The organism is Zavarzinia sp., assembly GCF_041650655.1.
Classification (GTDB): Bacteria; Pseudomonadota; Alphaproteobacteria; order Zavarziniales; family Zavarziniaceae; genus Zavarzinia.
Genome location: NZ_JBAZKR010000004.1, coordinates 1 through 21,227, shown reverse-complemented (window position 1 = coordinate 21,227; position 21,227 = coordinate 1). Strand labels below are relative to the sequence as shown.

18 protein-coding genes, 1 pseudogene and 1 riboswitch are annotated in these 21,227 nt (G+C 68.7%); of the genes and pseudogenes, 12 read left to right on the top strand and 7 right to left on the bottom strand.

Annotated features, from left to right (window positions below; all coding sequences use genetic code 11):
• Positions 1-308 precede the first annotated feature (308 nt).
• Positions 309-3,794, top strand: a complete 3,486-nt coding sequence (locus WC493_RS01570) for an AsmA family protein (protein ID WP_373061809.1) — start codon at positions 309-311, stop codon at positions 3,792-3,794.
• 3 nt (positions 3,795-3,797) lie between these two features.
• Here the strand turns inward: WC493_RS01570 and WC493_RS01565 are convergent, their stop codons facing one another.
• Both WC493_RS01565 and fumC read right to left on the bottom strand, forming a co-directional pair.
• Positions 3,798-4,031 (bottom strand): ribbon-helix-helix domain-containing protein, encoded by a 234-nt coding sequence (locus WC493_RS01565; RefSeq protein ID WP_373061807.1) that lies wholly within the window; start codon positions 4,029-4,031, stop codon positions 3,798-3,800.
• A gap of 9 nt (positions 4,032-4,040) precedes the next feature.
• Entirely contained in the window at positions 4,041-5,444 is a 1,404-nt protein-coding gene (fumC, locus tag WC493_RS01560; protein ID WP_373061805.1) for a class II fumarate hydratase, read from the bottom strand.
• 82 nt (positions 5,445-5,526) lie between these two features.
• On the opposite strand from fumC, the gene WC493_RS01555 reads away from it, so the two are divergent.
• Complete coding sequence (locus tag WC493_RS01555; RefSeq protein WP_373061803.1) at positions 5,527-6,204, top strand: hypothetical protein; 678 nt, start codon at positions 5,527-5,529, stop codon at positions 6,202-6,204.
• Positions 6,205-6,206: 2 nt separating this feature from the next.
• Here the strand turns inward: WC493_RS01555 and WC493_RS01550 are convergent, their stop codons facing one another.
• Positions 6,207-7,106, bottom strand: a complete 900-nt coding sequence (locus tag WC493_RS01550; protein WP_373061801.1) for a LysR family transcriptional regulator — start codon at positions 7,104-7,106, stop codon at positions 6,207-6,209.
• A 109-nt stretch (positions 7,107-7,215) separates the two neighbouring features.
• Here WC493_RS01550 and WC493_RS01545 point away from each other — a divergent pair, with 109 nt between their 5' ends.
• The 4 genes from WC493_RS01545 to WC493_RS01530 are packed head-to-tail and all read left to right on the top strand — an operon-like array spanning position 7,216 to position 9,721.
• The gene (locus WC493_RS01545) at positions 7,216-7,887 is read left to right on the top strand and encodes a cysteine hydrolase family protein (RefSeq protein WP_373061799.1); all 672 of its coding nucleotides are present in this window, start codon (positions 7,216-7,218) and stop codon (positions 7,885-7,887) included.
• Positions 7,884-8,198 (top strand): GYD domain-containing protein, encoded by a 315-nt coding sequence (locus WC493_RS01540; RefSeq protein WP_373061797.1) that lies wholly within the window; start codon positions 7,884-7,886, stop codon positions 8,196-8,198. The genes WC493_RS01545 and WC493_RS01540 overlap by 4 nt, the downstream gene beginning before the upstream one ends.
• Before the next feature lie 29 nt (positions 8,199-8,227).
• Positions 8,228-9,034: a transporter substrate-binding domain-containing protein gene (locus tag WC493_RS01535; RefSeq protein ID WP_373061795.1), complete on the top strand. Its 807-nt coding sequence runs from the start codon at positions 8,228-8,230 to the stop codon at positions 9,032-9,034.
• A 9-nt stretch (positions 9,035-9,043) separates the two neighbouring features.
• Entirely contained in the window at positions 9,044-9,721 is a 678-nt protein-coding gene (locus WC493_RS01530; protein ID WP_373061793.1) for an amino acid ABC transporter permease, read from the top strand.
• Between the two features lie 36 nt (positions 9,722-9,757).
• Here WC493_RS01530 and WC493_RS01525 read toward each other — a convergent pair whose 3' ends face one another.
• The 3 genes from WC493_RS01525 to WC493_RS01515 all read right to left on the bottom strand — a co-directional run bounded on the left by WC493_RS01525 (position 9,758) and on the right by WC493_RS01515 (position 12,697).
• Positions 9,758-10,210, bottom strand: a complete 453-nt coding sequence (locus tag WC493_RS01525) for a cupin domain-containing protein (protein ID WP_373061791.1) — start codon at positions 10,208-10,210, stop codon at positions 9,758-9,760.
• A gap of 256 nt (positions 10,211-10,466) precedes the next feature.
• A complete protein-coding gene (locus WC493_RS01520; protein ID WP_373061789.1) occupies positions 10,467-12,089 on the bottom strand; it encodes a fumarate hydratase in 1,623 nt (540 codons plus the stop codon).
• Between the two features lie 86 nt (positions 12,090-12,175).
• Positions 12,176-12,697, bottom strand: coding sequence for an SspB family protein (locus WC493_RS01515; RefSeq protein WP_373061787.1), 522 nt, complete (start codon positions 12,695-12,697; stop codon positions 12,176-12,178).
• A 232-nt stretch (positions 12,698-12,929) separates the two neighbouring features.
• On the opposite strand from WC493_RS01515, the gene WC493_RS01510 reads away from it, so the two are divergent.
• Both WC493_RS01510 and WC493_RS01505 read left to right on the top strand, forming a co-directional pair.
• Positions 12,930-16,151 (top strand): carboxyl transferase domain-containing protein, encoded by a 3,222-nt coding sequence (locus WC493_RS01510; RefSeq protein WP_373061785.1) that lies wholly within the window; start codon positions 12,930-12,932, stop codon positions 16,149-16,151.
• Positions 16,152-16,184: 33 nt separating this feature from the next.
• Positions 16,185-16,883, top strand: a complete 699-nt coding sequence (locus WC493_RS01505; protein ID WP_373061783.1) for an SDR family oxidoreductase — start codon at positions 16,185-16,187, stop codon at positions 16,881-16,883.
• Positions 16,884-16,892: 9 nt separating this feature from the next.
• On the opposite strand, the gene WC493_RS01500 is transcribed toward WC493_RS01505, so the two are convergent.
• The gene (locus tag WC493_RS01500) at positions 16,893-17,594 is read right to left on the bottom strand and encodes a tRNA-uridine aminocarboxypropyltransferase (RefSeq protein WP_373061781.1); all 702 of its coding nucleotides are present in this window, start codon (positions 17,592-17,594) and stop codon (positions 16,893-16,895) included.
• 137 nt (positions 17,595-17,731) lie between these two features.
• Positions 17,732-17,819, top strand: a riboswitch (glycine riboswitch).
• 161 nt (positions 17,820-17,980) lie between these two features.
• Here WC493_RS01500 and gcvT point away from each other — a divergent pair.
• The 4 genes and pseudogenes from gcvT to WC493_RS01480 all read left to right on the top strand — a co-directional run.
• Positions 17,981-19,105: a glycine cleavage system aminomethyltransferase GcvT gene (gene gcvT, locus WC493_RS01495; RefSeq protein ID WP_373061779.1), complete on the top strand. Its 1,125-nt coding sequence runs from the start codon at positions 17,981-17,983 to the stop codon at positions 19,103-19,105.
• A gap of 9 nt (positions 19,106-19,114) precedes the next feature.
• A complete protein-coding gene (gene gcvH / locus WC493_RS01490; protein ID WP_373061777.1) occupies positions 19,115-19,489 on the top strand; it encodes a glycine cleavage system protein GcvH in 375 nt (124 codons plus the stop codon).
• Between the two features lie 13 nt (positions 19,490-19,502).
• Positions 19,503-20,849, top strand: coding sequence for an aminomethyl-transferring glycine dehydrogenase subunit GcvPA (gene gcvPA / locus WC493_RS01485; RefSeq protein WP_373061775.1), 1,347 nt, complete (start codon positions 19,503-19,505; stop codon positions 20,847-20,849).
• Positions 20,846-21,227: pseudogene (locus WC493_RS01480) on the top strand (aminomethyl-transferring glycine dehydrogenase subunit GcvPB); the annotation flags it as partial. The gene gcvPA and the pseudogene WC493_RS01480, both read left to right, overlap by 4 nt.

Genomic DNA, 21,227 nt, shown 5'->3' with positions numbered 1-21,227 from the left:
GCCGTCCAAACCAACAGCGACAGCCGGCGGCACGGGTTTCTTCAGCCGTGCGTGGCCGGAAGAAGGCCGGGTTGCCTACGGGCGCCCGGCCTTCGCATTATGGTCGAAATCGGTCACTATCGTGGGTACTGGGTGGGTGCTGGAGCATGATTGACAACATCAGGAATTATTTATAACTATTTGATATTCATATATAATTTCTCTTCGCAAGACGTTATCCGTTCGAGATTGACGATTTCAGCCATGGGCGGTTTCCGTTGCCGTGCCTCGGCGGGTAGACTGGTAACAGGATTCGACGGAGGGGTGAATTGCGCAAGCTTCTGATCGGTGTCGGTCTGGTCGTTGGCCTTCTGATCGGACTGGCCTTCGCCGCGCCCTTGCTCGTCGACCTGAACGACCGCAAGCCCCAGATCGCCGCCCTGATCGAGGAGGCGACCGGCCACCGGGTGGTGCTCGGCGGCGACATCCGCTTCCGCCTGCTGCCGGCCCCTTCGATCTCGGTGCGCGCCGTGCGCGTGACGGGGGCCGATCCCGCCGCCCCGGATCTCGCCGCGGTGCAGGCGCTGGACGTTCGCCTGGGCCTGCTGCCCCTGCTGGGCGGCAAGGTCGAAATCGCCGATGTGCGCCTGGTGAAGCCCGTGCTGCGCCTGGCCGAAGCGGCGGCCGCTGCGCCGGCACCCGGCGGTTCGTCAGGTTCCAGGAGCAATGCTCCAACCTCCCCGACTCCCGGGCCGGCGCCCGGCGGCACGGCCGCGCCGGCGACTTCTCCGGCACCGGCCGGCGGTGGCAGTGACATCGCCGTGCAGCGCGTGGTGATCGAGGAAGGACGGATCGAATACCACCCCGCCAGTGGCCCGCCCGTCACCGTCGATTCGATCGAGGCGACCCTTTCCGCCCCCAGCCTGTCCGGCCCCTTCAGCGCCAGCGGCGGCGCTACCTACAAGGGCCAGCCGGTGACCGTCGATATTGCGGTCGGCCGCCTGACCGGGGTGCAGCCGGTCGGGATCGAGGCCAAGCTCGGTCTGGTCGGCGCCAATGCGCAGTTCGGCGGCACGCTGGACCTTTCCGGGGCCGAACCGCGGGTTGCCGGCAAGGCGTCGCTTTCGCTCGACGATCCGGCGGCGCTGGCCGCCCTGACCGGGGCCACTCTGCCGGCCCTGCAAGGGCCGATCGCACTCGAGGGCACGGTCGGCGGCACGGCTTCGGCGTTGGCGATCGACGATCTCACCCTGATGCTGGGTGAAGCACGGGGCACCGGCCGGCTGGCGCTGACTCTGGGGGACCGGCCCGCCGCCTCGCTCAAGTTGCGTATCGCCCGGATCGACGCCGACGCCCTGCAGGCCGCGCTGACCCCGGCGAAACCCAAGACCCCCGCTGCCACGGCTGCCGCCCCGGCGCCGGCCGCGGGCGAGGCGGGCTTCGCCCTGCCGTCCGGTTTCGATGCCGATGTCGACTTGGGTATCGATGCCGTTCAATGGTCGGGCGGCGTGGTGCAGAAATTGGCCCTGGTCGCGTCGCTGGAAGGCGGCAAGCTGACCGTCTCCAATGTCTCCGCCCTGCTGCCGGGGGCGACCGACGTCGGCCTGTCGGGCACGGCGGTCAATCGTGACGGCCGGCTCCGTTTCGACGGCAGCATCGACATCGCATCCGACAATCCCCGCGCCTTGACCGACTGGCTCAAGGTGACGCCCCAGGGCCTGCCGGCCGACCGGCTGACCCGTTTCGGCCTGACCGGCAAGGTCTCCAGTGACGGCAGCGGCTTCGCCCTGAGCGGCCTCGTGCTGCGGCTCGACGGCGCCACCGCCAAGGGCAGTGCCGGCTGGCAGCCCGGACCGCGGCCCAAGGCCATGGTCTCGCTCGATGTCGATCGCCTCGACCTCGACGCTTATGGCATCGGCGCGGCGCAGGCACCGGCAGCAAAACCAGCGGGCAGCCCGCTGGCCGAGATCGGCGCGCGCGATTCGGCGTCGCCCTTGCCCGATCTCGGCTTCGACTTGGCCCTCCGCATTTCCGTGGCCGAGCTCGGCTTGCGCGGCGGTACGCTCCGCAACGTGCTGTTCGACGGCACGCTGGCGCCCGAGGCGCTGCGCCTCAACACGGTTTCGGTCGGCGACTATCAAGGCCTGAAGCTTTCGGCCGCGGGCAAGCTCGGCTTCGCCAAGGGCGGGACGGAGGCGGATCTCGGCTTCAAGGTGACGGCGCCGTCGCCGGCGCCGCTGCTGGCCCTCGGCGGGGTGGCGGCGCCGGCCGGTGCCGCCGGCCTCGGCGCTCTGGCGATCGATGGCCACCTGACCGGGCGGCCCGATGCGCCGGTGATCGATGCCGGCCTTTCGATCGGCGAGACGCGGCTCGCCCTGGCGGGGTCGCTCGGCGATCTCGCGGCTCCCAAGCTCGATCTCGCCGGCACGCTGAGCGCGCCCGAACTGGTCACCTTCGCCCGGCAGGCGGGGCTGGAGCCGACCGCCGGGGGCACCGCCCTCGGCCCGGTCGACCTCGCGCTGTCGGTGAAGGGGGCGCCGGCCACCCCCGCCGTGACCCTGAAAGGCAAGATGGGCCTGGCGACACTCGATGCCGCGGTTTCGGTGGCGGCGGAGGCGACCAGCGTCGACGCCACGCTCCAGGGCCCGCAGGCGGCCGGGATGCTGACCCGCCTCGGCCTGACCGGCCCGGTCACCGGTATCCTGTCTCTCGACCTGAAGGCCAGCCTGGCGGGCGACCTGCTCGACGTCTCCACCCTGAAGGTTCAGGTCGGGCCGAGCAAGATGGAGGCGACGGCAAAATTGCCGCTCGGCGGTGGCGGGCATTTCGATGCCAAGGTGAAGGCCACCACGCTGGATCTCGCCCTGTTCGGCGGCGGCTCGTCGGCCGCCGGCGGAAGCGGTTCCGGGGCTGGCGGCGGCGGCAAGCCGGCCGCGGCCGGCGGGCACTGGTCGACCAAGCCGATCGACTTGGCCGGCCTCCGCACGCTCGACGGTACTGCCCAGGTGACGGTCGACCGCCTGGTGAGCGGCACCCTCGAACTGACCGGGGTCGGCTTCCGGATCGAGGCGGCGGGCGGCAGGATCGCCCTGAAGGATGTCGCGGCCGCGGCCAATCCGGGCAGCGTGACGGGCAGCGCCAGCCTCGATGCCTCGGGCCCCAGCCTGCGCCTCGCCCTCGAGCTCGTCGGCAACGGCTTCGACCTCGACGCCCTGACGGGGCGGAAGGGGGTGGAACCCGGCCTTTCCGGTACCGGCGACCTCGCCCTGAAGCTGGCCGGCCAGGGGCGCAGTTCCTTCGAGATCGTCTCCAGCCTGGCCGGTCAGGGCCGGCTCGCCGCCAGCAACGGCAAGATCGTGGGTATCGACCTGAAGACCCTGTCGGACGGCCTGAAGACCGTGAACCAGCCGGGCGATGTGATCGGCCGCCTGGCCGCGGCACTGAAATCCGGCAGCACACCCTACCGCAAGATCGCGACCGACTTGGTGGTGGAGCGCGGCGTCGCCCGCCTCGCCAATTTCACCTCGGACGTCGACGGCGGCACCATCGCCGGGGACGGCAGCGTCGACCTGCCGGCCTGGAGCGCGCGCCTCCATTTCGCCGTCAAGCTGATCGAACCGGCCGACCTGCCCCCCCTCGGCATCGACGTGAGCGGCCCCCTCGACAATCTGAACGCCGAGGTGAAGAGCCGCGACATCGAGAACTATTACCTGTCGAAATTCATCGGCAGCAAGGTGCCCGGCCTGCCCCTGCCGGGCGGTGGCGGCGGCAAGGGCGTGGTCGACCAGCTCCTGAAGGGCCTGGGCGGGAACTGAGGGTCAGGCGTCGGCCCCGCCCGCGGGCAGCTTGCCGGCGCGGGCGTGGGCGAGGAGGAACTGGCGGATCGCGCTCGACAGATTGGTGTCGGCGTCGCGTTCGCTGTCGATCCGGGTGACCAGGGCGTTCACAGTCAGGCCCTGGAGCCGGGCGCAGTCGGACAGGGCGGACCAGAAGCTGTCTTCCAGGCTGACCGACGTGCGGTGACCGGCGATCTCGATCGAACGCTTTTGCATGATCTTCCTTCAGGTGGCGCCGGGGCCGATCATCTTGGCCGGGTCGACCAGGCGGTCGAAGGTGCCGGCGTCGATCAGGCCGAGGGCGAGGGCGGCTTCGCGCAGCGTCAGGTTTTCGTGATGCGCGTGTTTGGCGATGCGGGCGGCGGCGTCATAGCCGATCTCGGGGGCGAGTGCCGTGACCAGCATGAGCGAGCGGCGCATCGACTCGTCGAGCCGGGCGAGGTCGGGTTCCGCCCCGATCACGCAGCGATCGGCGAAGGAACGCGCACCGTCGCCGAGCAGGGCGATCGACTGCAGCAGGCAGGCACCGATCACCGGCTTGAAGACATTGAGCTCGAAATGGCCCTGGGAGGCGGCGAAGGCGACCGTGGCGTGATTGCCGACGATCCGGGTCGCCACCATGGTGAGCGCTTCGGCCTGGGTCGGATTGACCTTGCCCGGCATGATGGATGAGCCGGGCTCGTTCTCGGGCAGCTTCAGTTCGCCGAGGCCGGAGCGTGGCCCTGAGCCCATCAGACGGATGTCGCTGGCGATCTTGAAGCAGGCGACGGCGGCCACTTCGACCGCGGCGGAGAGGGCAAGCGCCGGCTCGTGGCCCGCCAGCGCCGCGAATTTATTGGCCGCCGTGCGGAAGGGCAGGCCGGTGAGATGAGCGAGTTCGGCCGCGACTTTCTCCGCGAAGCCGGGCGTCGCGTTGAGCCCGGTGCCGACCGCGGTGCCGCCCTGGGCCAGTTCCAGCACGCCTTCCAGCGCATGTTCGATGCCGCGGATGGCGAAATCGAGCTGGGCCGCATAGCCGCCGAATTCCTGGCCGAGGGTGAGCGGCACGGCGTCCTGGAGATGGGTGCGGCCCATCTTGATCACGCCGGCCCAGGCTTCGGCCTTCTTGGCCAGGGCACCGCGCAGGTGGCGCAGCCCGGGCAGCAGGCGCTGGTCGGTCTGTTCCGCGGCGGCGACATGGATGGCGGTGGGGAAACTGTCGTTCGAGGACTGGCCGTGGTTCACGTGATCGTTCGGATGCACCGGCGCCTTGGCCCCGCGTGCCCCGCCCATCGCCTCACTGGCGAGATTGGCGATCACTTCGTTCACATTCATGTTGGACTGGGTGCCGGAGCCGGTCTGCCAGATCACCAGCGGGAATTCGCCGTCATGCTTGCCGGCCGCCACTTCGGCCGCCGCCTCGGCGATGGCGAGGGCGATCTCGGGCGAAATCTCGCCGAGTGCCGAATTGACCCGCGCGGCCGCCTGCTTGACCAGGGCGAGGCCGCGGATGACAGGCAGCGGCATGTGATCGGCACTGCCGCCGATCGGGAAATTCTCCAGGCTCCGCTGCGTATTGGCCCCCCAAAGGCGGTCAGCCGGCACCTCGATGGGGCCGAAGCTGTCGCGTTCGGTACGGGTATTGCCCATCTGTTCCTCCATATGGACGGTTTCATGGTAGCGAGGATCGGCGACGCTTCTGTGTCAGCGGCCGACAACGACAAGGTGGCACATGGCGCGGCATATCCAGATCGTCCTGTCGAAGCCGGCGACGCCCGCGCGCGAAGCCGAATACAACGACTGGTACGACCGCCAGCATATCCCCGACCTCTTCACCCTGCCCGGATTCGTGAGCGCCCAACGCTACCGGATCGCCGAGCCCTTCACCGGCCGGATTCCCTGGTCCTACATGGTGCTCTACGAGATGGAGGCGGCGGACCTGGGGGAGGTGTTGACGGAGTTGGTCAATTCCCACGGCGACGGCCGGATCGCTGTCTCCGACGTGCTCGACCCGGAGACGCTGACCGCCCTGGTGTTCAGCCCCAGGACGGCTTTTGCCGGCCAGCCGGGGCACCGGCGCCAGCTCTTCGCCGCATTGTCGAAGCCGGCGGAGGGGCGGGAGGACGATTTCAACGCCTGGTACGACGGCCAGCATGTGCCGGACGTGACTTCGATCCCCGGCATTTTCGGGGCGGAACGCTTCGCGCTCTCGATGCCCTTCCTCGACCCCTTGGGCGGTGGGCAGAACTACCTGGCGCTCTACGACGTCGACAGCGACGACCTCGCGGTCCTGGCGTCGGCGGTCAAGGCGGCGGCCCGCTCCGGCCGGACGGTGATGTCCGATGCGATCGACCTGAAGGCGCTCACCGCCTTCTTCCTGGAACCGGTCGGGCCGCTGCGCCTGGCCTAGGCTCAGGCCCGTTTCGGCCGCAGGTGATCGGTGACGTGATCGACCAGGGCGCGGAGCAGGGGATCCTCCGCCCGTTCCTCCGGGCAGAGGATGTAATATTCATGGGCGGCGTTGATCGAGGCGAGGAAAGGCTGGATCAGGCGCCCCTCGGCCAGGAAGCCCCGGGTCAACATGTCGGAGACCAGGGCGAGGCCGCGGCCCTGCACGGCGGAAGCGACCGCCTGCGCCACTGAGCCGACACGGACGCGCCGGCTGCCCTGCAGGCTGACGCGCGCTTCGACCGCCCATTTCGCCCATTCCGCCCCGTCGTCCTCATGGAAGAGCGTGATGCCGCCGAGCTTCCGCTCGCGCTGCTGGAGGTCGAGCTTGGGGAAGAGCACCGGGGCACACACGGTGCGCAGCCTGACCGCACTCAACAGGTGCCAGGACTTTCCCGGAAACGGCGGGTTGTCGTAGACGATCGCGACATCGTTTCGTTCCCAGTCCACTTCGGCGCCGGTGACCGCTTCGTTGATGGTCAGTTCGGGGATGTTCCGGCCCTCCGCGAACTCGACCAGGACGCCGCTGAGCCAGGCGATGCCGAGCGCGGTCGGCACCGAAACGCCGAGCGAGACGGCGGGGGCCGCCATGTCGATCCGTCGGGCGGCGCCGGCCGCCCCCTCCAACTGCCCGAGAGAGACGGCGACGGCCTGGGCGAAGTCGGCCCCGGCCCTGGTCAGGGCGACACCGCGCCCGGTCTTTTCGAACAGGGCAATGCCCGTGGCCTCGCCCAATTTCTTGATCTGGAGGGAGACGGCGCTGGCGCTCAAATTGAGTTCATCGGCCGCCGCCCGGATGCCGCCGAGGCGCGCGACCGCCTCGAAGGCGGGCAGGTAATGCAGATAGGTGAGGCTCCGCGTCATCCAGTCCTCGCACCGTAATCGTTGAGTTTTATAGAACGATTTTGGCGAATATAAATCGATTTTCGTAAATTGTTGCCCGTGCTAACCCTTGTCCCGAAAGGACAAAGCCATGATCCATGCAAAGCCCTTCGACTTTCCCTACGACGGTCGCCTGGACGCCGCGAAGACGGCGCTGGTGGTGATCGACCTGCAGGAGGACTTCCTGTCCCCGACGGGTTATTTCGCCAGGCATGGCTATGATCCGGCGCCGCTGCGCGCCATCCTGCCCACGGTGTCGCGCCTGATCGCGGCCTGCCGGGAGGCCGGCGTCCGGGTGATCCACACCCGCCAGGGCTACCGCGCCGACCTGGCGGACATGACGCCTTACGAGAAATGGCGGCGGCGGCGGGCGGGCCTCGAGGGGACCGACATCCTGCTGCGCTCCAGCCCGGGGTTCCAGATCGTGCCGGAGATCGACGTCCGGCCGGAAGACATCGTGGTCGACAAGACCTGCAACGGCGCCTTCACCTATACCGATTTCGAGCATGTCCTGCGGGCGCAGGGCATCACCCATCTGCTGTTTTCCGGCTGCACCACCGATGTCTGCGTGCACACGACGCTGCGCGAAGCCTGCGACCGCAATTTCCAATGCCTGACCATCGCGGATGCCTGCGCCAGCGGGGACGCCTATGCCCATGCCGCCGCCCTTCACATGGTGACGGTGGAGCAGGGCATCTTCGGCGTCTTGGCCGATTCCACGGCGGTGCTCGCGGGCCTGGCCGAGCTTGGGCGGCGGGCATGAGTGACGCGAAGGGTGCCGGCCAGAAATATATCTCGCTGATGAAGCTGACGCCGGCCGGACTCGCCGAACTGTCCGACAGCGCCCGACGGCGCGAGCTGAGCGAAGAGAGGGTCGCCGCCCTGGGCGGGCGCTCGATCGCCTTCTACGCCGTGATGGGGGCCTATGATTTCGTCCAGGTGTTCGAAATGCCGAGCAACGAGGCCATGATGCAATATGTCCTCACGGCCCGGCGCGACGGCCATGTCGAACCCCTGATCCTGCCAGCCTTCGATGCCGACACCTGGAGCGGCATCATCGACGGGGTCCGGTGACACGGCCCAGCACAAGGGGAATCGTGACGATGAGAATGGTCCTTGCGCTCGCTCTTCTCTCGGCCAGTGCCGCGCCGGCCGCCTTCGCGGCCGAGCCTGGCTTGGTCGCCGACGGCAAGGTGACGGTCTGCACCACGGCGGGCTTTCCGCCGCTCACCTACAAGGCCGACCCCGGCGATACCCGGCCGATCGGCATCGATATCGAGATCGCCGATGCGCTGGCGGCGAAATGGGGCGCCGAGGCGGTCTATACGACGACGGATTTCGCCGGCCTGCTGCCGGCCCTGGGCGCCGGGCGCTGCGGCCTGATCGTCAGCGGCATCTATATCAACGCCGAACGGCGCAAGGCCTATGACGGCATCCGTTACATGAAGTCGGCGACCGTGATCGTCGCCAAGGCCGGCAACGACGCGGTCACTGGGCCGAAGAGCCTGAGCGGCAAGACCGTCGCCCTCGAAGCCGGCACCTATTACAAGGAAGAGCGGGTCGATCCGCTGAACGCCGCCCTGGCCGCCGCCGGCAAGCCGGCGGTGACGGTACAGACCTATCCCGCCCAGCAGGCCGCCTATCAGCAGGTCCTGGTCGGCCGGGCCGACGCCACCCTGACCGAGGAGGCCGAGGGCGCCTATCGGGTGGCAACCACGGACGGCCAGTTCAAGGTCACCTATACTTGGGCGTCCGAATTCACCTATCGGATCTACATGCGCCGGGAAGGCGACAATGCCGACGCGGTCAGGGCCGCGCTGAAGAAGCTCAAGGAGGAGGGGTTCTTCGCCGCCCTGGCGAAGAAATACGGCCTCGATCCCGCCGTCTTCGACGTCGACTACGACGGCTGACGCGGGACGATGGCCTTCGACCCCGGCCTGTTCGCATCGGCGCTCGCCTCGCCGGCCCTGCTGGCCGGGGCGGGTGTCGCGATGGTCCTGTCGGTCGTGGTCTTCGCGCTCTCGTTCCTCGGCTGCCTGCCCATGGCGCTGTGCCTGAACAGCAAGCAGCGGAGCCGGCGTCATGCGGCCCAGCTTTATGGCTGGGTGTTCCGGGCGGCGCCCTTGATCCTGGTCCTGCTGATCGTCTGGAACGGCACGCCCCAGGTCTTTCCGGCCCTGCTGCGGGCAGGCTGGTTCACGCCCTTCGTTGCCGCCGTCCTGTCGCTCTCGCTGGTTTCGGTCGCCTATATGGCCGAGGTCATGCGGGCGGCGCTGCGCGCCATCCCGCCGGGCCAGTGGGAAGCCGCTTCGGCGCTGGGGCTGACCCGGTTGCAGACTTTCCGCCTGGTGGTCATGCCCCAGGCGCTCCGGGTGGCGTTGCCACCTTTGATGAATGAATTCATCAATATCCTGAAGGTCTCGTCGCTCGCCTATGTGATCTCGCTCCGGGAGATCATGGCGGTCGTGAACGATGCCATCGCCGCCTCGTTCCGCTTCGTCGAATGGTATTGCGCGGCGCTGGTCTATTACCTGGTGATCGTCTCGATCTTCATGCTGGCCCATGCCGCGATCGAGCGGCGGATGCGCGGCGCCTGAGCGCCGCGCGCCCCGGTCACATCAGGCCGGCGGCTCTCACGGCCTGACTTCGGTGTTCCCGGTGACACCCTCCGGCACCTGGTCGATCACCAGGAGTTCGACCGGCGCGCTGCCCGTGTTCTCGCCATAGTGCCAGTCGCCCAGCAGTTCGACGATGAAGTCCCCCGCCTTGTAGTCGAAGCGCTTGCCGCTGTCGGCGGCATAGACGGCGAGGGTGCCGGCCTCGACATAGGCATAGCGATGATAGGGATGGCGATGCACCGGCAGCTTGGCCCCCGGCTGGATGACATAACGCGAGACGATGACCGACGCCGGCCCCGCCGGCAGGGTGATCGGCTGGCCGGTCACCGTGGCACTGCCCGAGAACACGGGCGTCACGGTCACCGCCTTGGGGGCATCGTCGGCCAGCGCCGCGGCGGGAAGGAGGAGGTGGGCGAAGGCGAGGCTCAGCACGAGTTGGTGCTTCACCTTCATTCTCGATGCTCGCATGACTGCCATTCTCCCATTTTGGAAGCAACGGTCTCGCATTGGCGGATAGGTGTCCAGTGGCATTGATCTGGGTACACCGAGCCGCACCCTGCTCGAGTGGCGGCTGGGCGCGATCATCGGCGGCGACGGCCTGGACGAAAGCGAGGGCGCAACACCTGGCGCCGCGCCCGCTGAAACGAAACGGGCCGGGGCGCTGCTCGCACCCCGGCCCGCCGGAAAGGTCCGCCGGATCGCCCCCCGTCCTGGGGGCGGGATCTCACATCAGGTCGGCGAAGAAGTCGTTGCCCTTGTCGTCGACCACGATGAAGGCGGGGAAATTCTCCACCTCGATCTTCCACACCGCTTCCATGCCGAGTTCCGGATATTCCAGGACCTCGACCTTGCGGATGCAGTTCTGTGCCAGGATGGCGGCCGGGCCGCCGATCGAGCCGAGGTAGAAGCCGCCGTGCTTCTTGCAGGCGTCGGTCACCTGCTTGGAGCGGTTGCCCTTGGCCAGCATGACCATGGAGCCGCCGGCTTCCTGGAACTGGTCGACGTAAGAGTCCATCCTGCCGGCCGTGGTCGGCCCGAAGGAGCCGGAGGCATAGCCGGCCGGCGTCTTGGCCGGGCCGGCGTAATAGACCGGGTGGTCCTTGATGTATTGCGGCAACCCTTGCCCGGCGTCGAGCCGTTCCTTGAGCTTGGCATGGGCGATGTCGCGGGCGACGATCATCGGGCCGGTCAGGGACAGCCGGGTGCGGATCGGATACTGAGACAGGGTCTTCAGGATTTCCGCCATCGGCTTGTTCAGGTCGATCTGCACGACCTCGCCTTCGAGGTCGTCGTGCGTCACCTCGGGCAGATATTTCGCCGGATCATGCTCCATCTCCTCGAGGAACACACCGTCCTTGGTGATCTTGCCGAGCACCTGGCGGTCGGCCGAGCAGGAGACGCCGATGCCGACCGGGCAGGAGGCGCCGTGACGGGGCAGGCGGATGACGCGCACGTCGTGGCAGAAATATTTGCCGCCGAACTGGGCGCCGATGCCGGTCTGCTGCGTCAGCTTGTGGATCTCGGCTTCCAGCTCGACGTCGCGGAAGGCGCGGCCGAGCTCGTTGCCGCTGGTCGGCAGGTCGTCGAGATAGCGGCAGGAGGCGAGCTTCACGGTCTTGAGGTTCAGCTCGGCCGAGGTGCCGCCGATCACGATTGCCAGGTGATAGGGCGGGCAGGCGGCGGTGCCCAGCGTCTTGATCTTGGCTTCGACGAATTTGAGCAGCGAGGCCGGGTTCAGCAGGGCCTTGGTCTCCTGGTAGAGATAGGTCTTGTTGGCCGAACCGCCGCCCTTGGCGACGAAGAGGAAGTGATATTCGTTGCCCGGGGTCGCATAGAGGTCGATCTGCGCCGGCAGGTTGTTGCCCGTGTTCTTTTCCCGGTACATGTCGAGCGGCGCCATCTGGGAATAGCGGAGGTTGGTCTCCGTATAGGTGCGGGCGACACCCTTGGAGATCGCTTCCTCGTCCTTGCCGTCGGTCCAGACATATTGGCCGCGCTTGGCCATGACGATGGCCGTGCCCGTGTCCTGGCACGAGGGCAGCACCATGCCGGCCGCGACATTGGCGTTCTTCAGGAGTTCGAGCGCCACGAAACGGTCGTTCGCCGAGGCTTCCGGATCTTTCAGGATCGAGGCGAGCTGGGCCAGGTGGCCGGGGCGGAGCAGGTGCGAAACGTCGCGGTAAGCGGCGAAGGTGAGCGCTTCGATCGCTTCCGGCGCCACTTCGAGGATGCGCTTGCCGCCGACAACGATCTCCTTGACGCCGTCCGAGGTGATCTTGCGCCACGGCGTCTCGACGTGGTGGGAGGGGTCGTGCTCGAACATTTCCTGATAGGCGAACGCCGTCATGGCCGAAACCTTCTGATGATGTCGAAAGGCGCCGGGCCAGCCGGCGCCGAGGGGATGGCGGCCCTGCTTATTTCTTGCGGCCCTGGCTATTTCTTGCGGAAAGCGTCCAGGGTCAGGACTTCGCCGCGCTTCTCGCCCGCCGTTTTCTCCTCGGCTTCGGCCGTGGGGGCGGTGTCTTCGCGCTTGGCGGGGACGAAACTGGCCGGCTCGCCCGCGGCGGGCGTGGCCGCGGCCGGGCGGGCCGAGGCTTCGCCGGTCGGCTGGAATTGCAGGCCGAACTGGACCGAGGGGTCGAAGAAGCCGGTCATGGCATCGAAGGGGATGACCAGCCGCTCCGGCATCTTGTTGAAATTGAGCTGTACCTCGAAGCCGGAGTCGGAAACCTTCAGGCCCCAATACTGGTGCTGGAGGATGATGGTCATCTCGTCCGGATAGCGCTCGCGCAGATAGTCAGGGATGTCGACCCCCGGCGCGGTGGTCTTGAACGAGAGATAGAGGTGATGGTTGCCCGGCAGGCCCTGAGCGGCCACCCGGTTCAGCGCCAGACGCACGACGCCGCGCAGCGCGTCCTGCACCATGGCACTGTAATTCATGTAATCCTTGCCCATCACTCCAGACTCGATCTTCCCGCGGGATACAGCTTCGGCCCAGCCTATCGCTCGGTGCGCCGCAGTCAATGCGCGAGCGGGGGAGAAGGCCCCGCACATGGCCGCCCTGCACCCCGGAAATGGCAGTTTCGGCGGCTTCCCGGCCGGACTTCCGACCTTGGTCGCGTCGCGGGTCTTGCAGGCGAATTCGGAAAGAACCAGCGTGCCGGCAAGACAAGAGGGAGGCGAGGTGGTGTTTCAGCGTATCCTGATCGCGAACCGGGGCGAGATCGCCATCCGCATCGCCCGCGCCTGCGCCGCCCTGGGGATCGAGAGCGTCGCCGTCCATGGCGAGGACGACGCCCGCTCGCTCCATGTCGCCGCCGCAGACCGCGCGCTGGCGCTGATCGGCTCCGGCGTCGCCCCCTATCTGGACGGACCGCAGATCCTGGCGGTAGCCAAGGCCGCCGGCTGCGACGCCGTCCATCCGGGCTATGGCTTCCTGGCTGAGAATGCCGCTTTCGCGGCGGCCTGCGCCGCTGCCGGCATCAGTTTCGTCGGCCCCTCGGCCGAGACGCTGGCCCTGTTCGGCGACAAGGTGGCGGCACGGCGCCTGGCGGTCGAGGCCGGCGTGCCGGTCGTCGAAGGTACGGCGCGGGCGGTCGACCTCGGTTGTGCCGAAGCCTTCCTGCGCAAGCTCGGGCCGGGCGCCAAGGTCATGGTGAAGGCGGCGGCGGGCGGCGGCGGGCGTGGCATGCGCCTCGTCGAAAAGCCGGAAGACATGGCCGAAGCCTTCGCCCGCTGCCGCTCCGAGGCGAAATCCGCCTTCGGCGACGACAGCCTCTTCGTCGAGTGTTTCGTCCCCGCGGCGCGCCATATCGAGGTGCAGATCCTGGGCGACGGCGAGGCGGTCGCCCATCTGTTCGAGCGCGATTGCAGCCTGCAACGCCGGCACCAGAAGCTGGTCGAATTCGCGCCCGCCCCCGGGCTCGATCCCGGCTTGCGCGAAAAACTGTGCCAGGCCGCCCTGACCCTGGCCCGGGCAGCGCGCTACCGGACCGTGGGCACGGTCGAATTCCTGGTCGAGGGCGAGGACTTCCGCTTCATCGAGGCCAACCCGCGCCTCCAGGTCGAACATACGGTGACCGAGGCGGTGACCGGCGTCGACCTGGTCGCCGCCCAGATCCGCCTCGCCGCGGGCGAGCCTCTGTCGGCCCTCGGCCTGGATGGCGTGATCCCGCGCGGCCAGGCGGTCGAGCTTCGCCTGAATCTCGAGACGGTGGCGGCGGACGGCACGGCGCGGCCGGCGGGCGGCACCATCGCCGTCTTCGAGATGCCGGGCGGGCCGGGCCTCCGCGTCGATGCCGCCGGCTATGCCGGTTACGGCATCAATCCCGCCTTCGATCCGCTGATCGCCAAGCTGATCGTCAGCGCGCCGGGCAGCGATCCTGCCCGCCTGGTCGGCCTGGCGGCGCGGGCGCTGCGCCAGGTCCGGATCGAGGGGGTGGCGAGCAACCTCGGCTTCCTCGGCCGCCTGCTGGCCCGGCCGGAAGTGGCCGCGGGCGTCTTCGACAATCGCTTCGTCGAACGCCATCTGGCCGATCTGGTCGGGCCGCTGGAGGCCGGCGGCTTTTTCGCCGGTGCCGTGGAGCGGGCTTCGGCGCCCGTGATGGCGACGCCGGAAGGCACGGTCGCGGTGGCCGCACCGCTCTCCGGCAAGCTCGCCGCCTTCGAGGTGGAGCTCGGCCAGGCGGTCGCGGCAGGTGAGCCGGTCGCCGTGATCGAAGCGATGAAAATGGAACATGTGGTGACCGCGCCGGTCGCCGGCATCCTGCGCGGCTTCGCGGCGGCGCCGGGCGCCACCGTGATCGAGGCGGCGCCGATCGCCTTCGTCGAGCCGGCGGAAGTGGCGGCAGCGGCGGGCGAGGGGGCGGCGATGCGCGATCCCGGCCATATTCGTCCCGATCTCGCCGAAGTGTTGGCGCGCCACGCCCCGGGGCTGGACGAGAACCGCCCGGCCGCGGTCGCCCGCCGGCAGAAGACCGGCCAGCGCACCGCCCGCGCCAATGTCACGGACCTGCTCGATCCCGGCAGTTTCGTCGAATACGGTGCCCTGCTGCTGGCCGCCCAGCGCCGCCGCCGCGGTCTCGACGACCTGATCCAGGCGAGCCCGGCGGACGGGCTGATCAGCGGGATCGGCACCATCGGCGCCGAGGCCTTCGGGCCCGAGATATCGCGCTGCCTGGTGCTCGCCTATGATTACACGGTGATGGCCGGCACCCAGGGCATGATGAACCACAAGAAGACCGACCGGGTCCTCCATCTGGCCGAGGAATGGCGGCTTCCCGTGGTGCTTTTCGCCGAGGGCGGCGGCGGGCGTCCGGGCGATACCGATTGGGTCGGCGTCGCCGGCCTGGACGTGCCGACCTTCGCCACATTCGCCCGGCTCTCCGGCCTGGTGCCGACCATCGGCATCGTCTCGGGTTACAGCTTCGCCGGCAATGCGGCCCTGCTCGGCTGCACGGACCTGATCGTCGCCACCGAAAACTGCTCCTTCGGCATGGCGGGACCGGCGATGATCGAGGGCGGCGGCCTCGGCAGCTTCCGGCCCGAGGAAGTGGGGCCGGCGGCGGTGCAATGGGCCAACGGCAATATCGACCTCCTGGTCGCGGACGAGGCGGCGGCTGTCGCCGCGACGCGCCGCCTGCTCTCCTATTTCCAGGGCCCGGTCACCGATTTCACCTATCAGGACCAGCGCGAACTCCGCCACGCCGTGCCGGAGAACCGCCTCCGCGTCTATGACGTTCGGAAGGTGATCGAAGGACTGTGCGACAACGCCAGCGTGACCGAACTCCGCGCCGGTTTCGGCAAGGGCATGGTCACCGCCCTGGTCCGGATCGGCGGCCGGCCCTTCGGCCTGATCGCCAATGATCCGGGCCACCTCGGCGGTGCCGTCGACGGCCCGGGGGCGGACAAGGCGGCGCGCTTCCTGAAGCTCTGCGAGCGCTGGCGCCTGCCGGTGCTGAGCCTGATCGACACGCCGGGCTTCATGGTCGGCCCCGCCTGCGAGGCGGAGGGCATGGTCCGCCGCGCGGCCGATCTCTTCGTCGCGGGTGCTGCGCTGACCGTGCCCGTGCTTTCGGTCGTGCTGCGCAAGGGCTACGGGCTGGGCGCCCAGGCCATGGCCTGCGGCTCGTTCCACCGGCCGCTGTTCACGGTCTCCTGGCCCAGCGGCGAATTCGGCGGCATGGGCCTCGAAGGCGCCGTCCGCCTAGGCTTCCGCCGCGAACTGGAGGCGGAGACCGATCCCGCCGCCCAGAAGGCCCTGTTCGAGCGCCTGGTGGCCCAGCAATATGCCAGTGGCAAGGCGATCAACATGGCGTCCTTCGGCGAGATCGACGCCGTGATCGACCCGGCCGAGACGCGCGACTGGATCCTGCGCGGGCTCGCGGCCGGGGCACCGCGAGCGCTATAGGTCGGGGCCGGGTTCCGGCAGGAAGGAAGAGAGATGGACAAGGTCGCGATCGTCACCGCCGGGGGCAGCGGCATGGGCGCCGCCGCGGCGCGCCGTCTCGCCGAAGCCGGCTTCAGGGTGGCGATCCTCTCTCCCTCGGGCAAGGGGGAGACCCTGGCGGCGACACTGGGCGGCATCGGCGTCACCGGCTCCAACCAGTCGGCGGACGACCTGAAGCGCCTGGTCGATCTGACGATGGAACGCTGGGGCCGCATCGATGCCCTGGTGAACAGCGCCGGCCACGGCCCGCGCGGCCCGGTCTTGGAGATTTCGGACGAGGATTGGCACGCGGGGATGGATACCTACCTGCTGAGCGCGATCCGGCCGACCCGGCTGGTGACGCCGATCATGCAGGCGCAGAAGGGCGGTGCCATCGTGAACATCTCGAGCTTTGCCGCCTTCGAGCCGGACCCGGCCTTCCCGACCTCCGCCGTGTTCCGCGCCGGCCTCGCCAGTTTCACCAAGCTCTTCGCCGACCGTTATGCCGCGGACAATATCCGCATGAACAACGTACTGCCCGGCTTCATCGACAGTTTCCCGGAACAGCCGGCGATCGCCGCCCGCATCCCCCTCGGCCGCTATGGCAAGGTCTCGGAAGTGGCCGAACTGATCGCTCTGCTGGCCGGCCCCGGCGGCGCCTATATCACCGGCCAGAACATCCGGATCGACGGTGGTCTGACCAGGAGCGTCTGACCCCGGCGCTCAGCGCTTGCGCGGGCGGCGGCGCCAATCCTTCTTGGGTTGGCCCGCCTTATAGGCGGCGAGCAGCTTGTCGAAGGTCGCGCGCATTTCCGTCTCGATCTCCGGCCGTCCTTCGAGACGGGCGAGCAGGAGGGCGGTCGATTCGAGGGTGGAAAGGGCTTCCTTGCGCGGCTCCTTGCGGAGCTTGCCATAGGCGCTCGGCTTTGCCGGGTTCAGCACCAGGCGACGGCATTTGAGGACCCAGGGATTGCGCCACCACAACGTCTTGGCCTGCTGCCAGTTGCCGTCCAGCAGGATGACGCCCTGGATGCCGTCGAGCGCGTCTTCCTGGTCGGCCAGGGGCACGCCCTTGATGTCGACCGCGACCACGTCCCGGTCTGCCGGCAGGCTCGCCATGTCGACCGAGCCGAGATAGAGCACGGCCCAGCGCGACGGCATCACCTCGCGGCCCAGCGCCTTGCTGAGGCTGGCCCAGGAGAGGCCGATCTTGAATTGCGCCTTCTTGAGGTGCAGCGCGGTCAGGCGCGCCGTGCCCAGGTCCTTGTCCTGTTCCTGCGGGTGCTGGAGGATCAGCACCTCGATCTTGTTGGCGATCGGGGCGATGCCGGCACAGACGCAGTACTTCGGCAGCTTGCCGCAGCGCGGGCAGGGTTCCGGTTCGGGCGTCTCGAGGGCGGGAGAGGGGATCTCGGCTTCTGTCATGATGGCCGGATATTGCCCGATTTGCCGCCGCCGCATCAGCGGAAAAACAATTTGTCGATTAACGACATCTCCCCATTGACGCATTGCAGCGCTCCCCTATCCTTGCGGCGTCGGGGTCAGCCGGATTCCGACACCTCATATTCCCTGTGGGAGAGACCGGGTTTTCCCGGCGCCGAAGGAGCAACCGCCCCGGAAACTCTCAGGCAAAAGGACCGCAGGGAAGACGGCACTCTGGAAAGCAGGCGCGCGGCTTCGGCCTCGCGGCCTCACCCAAGGGGTAAGCCGGCGGCTTCGGCCTCGCCGGTCAATCTCTCAGGTTCTCCGACAGAGGGGGCGGTTCGGGCGGTCACTCGCCCGGGCGGCACCTATTTTTGCGGAGAGCAGCCTTGGGCCATGACGCCGATCTGAAGTTCACCCCGCTCTACGACCTGCATCTTTCGCTGGGCGCCAAGATGGTGCCCTTCGCCGGCTATGCCATGCCGGTGCAATATCCGGCCGGCATCCTGGCCGAGCACAAGGCGACCCGGGCGGCGGCCGGCCTGTTCGACGTTTCCCACATGGGCCAGGCCTGGCTCGAAGGGCCGGACGTGGCCAAGGCCTTCGAAAGCCTGGTGCCGGGCGACGTCGTCGGGCTCCAGCCCGGTCAGATCCGCTACAGCCTGCTGATGGCGGAAGACGGCGGCATCCTGGACGACCTGATGGTCACCCGGCCGGTCGACGATACGGACGGCAGCCGCCTGTTCCTGGTCGTCAATGCCGCCTGCAAGGAGCAGGACTTCGCCCATATCGCGGCAAAACTCGCCGGCAAGGCGGTGCTGACCAGGCTCGACGATCGCGCGCTCCTGGCGCTCCAGGGGCCGGAAGCCAAGGCGGTGATGGCCCGCCTGGGGCCGGCGGCCAATGCGCTCTCCTTCATGACCGCCGCCCCGGTCGAGATCGCCGGGATTCCCTGCCTGGTCTCCCGCTCCGGCTATACGGGCGAGGACGGCTTCGAGATTTCGGTGCCGGCCGATCGCGCGGTCGAACTGGCCAAGGCGCTGCTGGACCAGCCGGAAGTGGCGCCCATCGGCCTCGGCGCGCGGGACAGCCTGCGGCTCGAAGCCGGGCTCTGCCTCTACGGCCACGACATCGATACGACGACCGACCCGATCGAAGCCTCGCTCGCCTGGACCGTGCCGAAGCGCCGGCGCGAGGCGGCGGATTTCCCCGGTGCCGCCCGCGTGCTCGCCGCCCTGAAGGATGGCGTCAGACGCCGCCGGGTCGGCATCAAGCCGCTGGGAAGGGCGCCCGCGCGCGACGGCACCGCGGTGGCGCTGCCCGGCGGGGCCGAGGTCGGCATCGTCACCTCGGGCGGTTTCGGCCCCTCGGTCGAAGGCCCGGTCGCCATGGGCTATGTCCCGCCCGAACTGGCCAAGCCCGGCACCAAGATCGACCTCATCGTGCGGGGCAAGCCGCTGCCCGCCGAAGTGGTCGCCCTGCCTTTCGTTCCCCATCGCTATGCCAAGCCCTGAGAGACCGTCATGACCGTCAAATTTTCCAAGGACCACGAGTGGATCGCCGTCACCGGCACGACCGGCCGGGTCGGCATCACCGACTATGCCCAGGCCCAGCTCGGCGACATCGTCTTCGTCGAGCTGCCGGCGGTGGGCAAGGCCCTGACCAAGGGCGGCGAGGCCGCGGTGGTCGAATCCGTGAAGGCGGCTTCGGAAGTCTATTCGCCGGTGACCGGCACGGTGACCGCGGCCAACGAGCCGCTGGCCGACGAACCGGCCCTGGTGAACAGCGACCCGCAAGGTGCCGGCTGGTTCTTCGAGGTCGAGATCGCCGATCCGAGCGAGCTCGAGACGCTGCTCGACGAGGCGGCCTATCAGGATTACGTCGCCTCGCTCGGCTGACCGGAGCAACCCCATGCGTTACCTGCCCCTGACCGAGGCCGACCGCGCCGAGATGCTGGCTGCGATCGGCGCCCCCTCGGTCGACGCCCTGTTCCGCGACGTGCCGGAAAGCGCCCGGCTTTCCGGCCCGGTCGACCTGCCCGCCCATCTCGGCGAATGGGAGGTCGACCAGGCGATCACCGCACTCGCCGCCAAGAACCGCCATTCGGGTGCGCTGGCGAGCTTCCTCGGCGCCGGCGCCTATCGCCACCATGTCCCGGCGGCGGTCGATCACCTGATCCAGCGCTCGGAATTCCTCACTTCCTACACGCCCTATCAGCCCGAGATCGCCCAGGGCACGCTGCAATATCTCTTCGAGTTCCAGACCCAGGTCGGCCTGCTGACCGGCATGGAAGTCGCCAACGCCTCGATGTACGACGGATCGACCGCCTGCGCCGAGGCGGTGGAGATGGCGCGGCGCGTCACCGGGCGGCACCGCGTCGTGCTTTCCGGCAACCTGCATCCGCATTATGCGGCGGTGGTGAAGACCCTGGCCGCGCTGCACGGGACCGAGATCGTGGCGGAAGCCCCGGCGCCTTCGGGCGAGGGCGACCTGGCGCCGCTGCTCGACGGCACCACGGCCTGCGTCGTCGTCCAATATCCGGACGTCTTCGGCCATATCCGGGATTTCTCGGCGCTCGCCCGCGAGGCCCAGGCCAAGGGTGCGCTGCTGGTCGTGGTGGTGACCGAGATCGTCTCGCTGGGTGCCCTGGTGCCGCCGGGCGAGATGGGGGCGGATATCGTGGTGGGCGAGGGGCAGTCCCTCGGCGTCGGGCTCGGCTACGGCGGTCCCTACCTCGGCCTGTTCGCCGCCAAGAACAAATATGTCCGCCAGATGCCGGGCCGGCTGTGCGGCCAGACCGTGGATGCGGAAGGGCGGCGCGGCTTCGTGCTCACCCTCTCGACCCGGGAACAGCATATCCGGCGCGAGAAGGCGACCTCGAACATCTGCACCAATTCGGGCCTCTGTTCGCTCGCCTTCACGATCCATCTGAGCCTTCTGGGCGAGGCGGGGCTGACCAAGCTCGCAGCGCTCAATCACGCCCGCGCCGTGCAACTGGCGGAGAAGCTGGCGACGGTGCCGGGTGTCACCCTGCTGACCGACGCCTTCTTCAACGAATTCGCCCTGAAGCTGCCGAAACCGGCCGATGCGGTGGTCGAGGCCCTGGTCGCGCGCGGCATCCTCGCCGGCGTGCCGGGTGCCCGCCTGTGGCCCGGCCGGGCCGACCTGGCCGATGTCCTGTTGGTCGCCGCTACCGAAACCAATTCGCTGGCGGAGTGCGATGCCTTCGCCGCCGCCCTTGCCGAGGTGCTGGCATGATGAACCGTCAAGGCCGGCCCTCTGCGCCGGGCACGGAAACCCCCGGCGTCGTCGAGACGGTGCTGGGCCACCGCGGCCTCGACCACGAGGAAGCGCTGATCTTCGAACAGGGCCAGGACGGCCGCAGCGGCGTCGACCTGCCCGACGTGCCTGTGGTGGCGAGCCGTCTGGGCGGCCTCGCGCGCAAGGCGCCGGTGGGCCTGCCCGGCCTCTCGGAGCCGCAGGTGGTGCGCCATTATGTGCGCCTGTCGCGCCGGAACTATGCGATCGACATGGGGCTCTACCCGCTCGGCTCCTGCACGATGAAGCATAATCCACGGCTCAACGAGAAGCTGGCCCGGTTGCCGGGCTTTGCCGATCTGCACCCGCTGGCCCCGG

Bases quoted from the DNA above. Each gene is read 5' to 3' on its own strand.
- WC493_RS01565 (WP_373061807.1), bottom strand. From the start codon at position 4,031: ATGCAAAAGCGTTCGATCGAGATCGCCGGTCACCGCACGTCGGTCAGC.
- fumC (WP_373061805.1), bottom strand. From the start codon at position 5,444: ATGGGCAATACCCGTACCGAACGCGACAGCTTCGGCCCCATCGAGGTG.
- WC493_RS01555 (WP_373061803.1), top strand. From the start codon at position 5,527: ATGGCGCGGCATATCCAGATCGTCCTGTCGAAGCCGGCGACGCCCGCG.
- WC493_RS01550 (WP_373061801.1), bottom strand. From the start codon at position 7,106: ATGACGCGGAGCCTCACCTATCTGCATTACCTGCCCGCCTTCGAGGCG.
- WC493_RS01545 (WP_373061799.1), top strand. From the start codon at position 7,216: ATGATCCATGCAAAGCCCTTCGACTTTCCCTACGACGGTCGCCTGGAC.
- WC493_RS01540 (WP_373061797.1), top strand. From the start codon at position 7,884: ATGAGTGACGCGAAGGGTGCCGGCCAGAAATATATCTCGCTGATGAAG.
- WC493_RS01535 (WP_373061795.1), top strand. From the start codon at position 8,228: ATGAGAATGGTCCTTGCGCTCGCTCTTCTCTCGGCCAGTGCCGCGCCG.
- WC493_RS01530 (WP_373061793.1), top strand. From the start codon at position 9,044: ATGGCCTTCGACCCCGGCCTGTTCGCATCGGCGCTCGCCTCGCCGGCC.
- WC493_RS01525 (WP_373061791.1), bottom strand. From the start codon at position 10,210: ATGCGAGCATCGAGAATGAAGGTGAAGCACCAACTCGTGCTGAGCCTC.
- WC493_RS01520 (WP_373061789.1), bottom strand. From the start codon at position 12,089: ATGACGGCGTTCGCCTATCAGGAAATGTTCGAGCACGACCCCTCCCAC.
- WC493_RS01515 (WP_373061787.1), bottom strand. From the start codon at position 12,697: ATGGGCAAGGATTACATGAATTACAGTGCCATGGTGCAGGACGCGCTG.
- WC493_RS01505 (WP_373061783.1), top strand. From the start codon at position 16,185: ATGGACAAGGTCGCGATCGTCACCGCCGGGGGCAGCGGCATGGGCGCC.
- WC493_RS01500 (WP_373061781.1), bottom strand. From the start codon at position 17,594: ATGACAGAAGCCGAGATCCCCTCTCCCGCCCTCGAGACGCCCGAACCG.
- gcvH (WP_373061777.1), top strand. From the start codon at position 19,115: ATGACCGTCAAATTTTCCAAGGACCACGAGTGGATCGCCGTCACCGGC.
- gcvPA (WP_373061775.1), top strand. From the start codon at position 19,503: ATGCGTTACCTGCCCCTGACCGAGGCCGACCGCGCCGAGATGCTGGCT.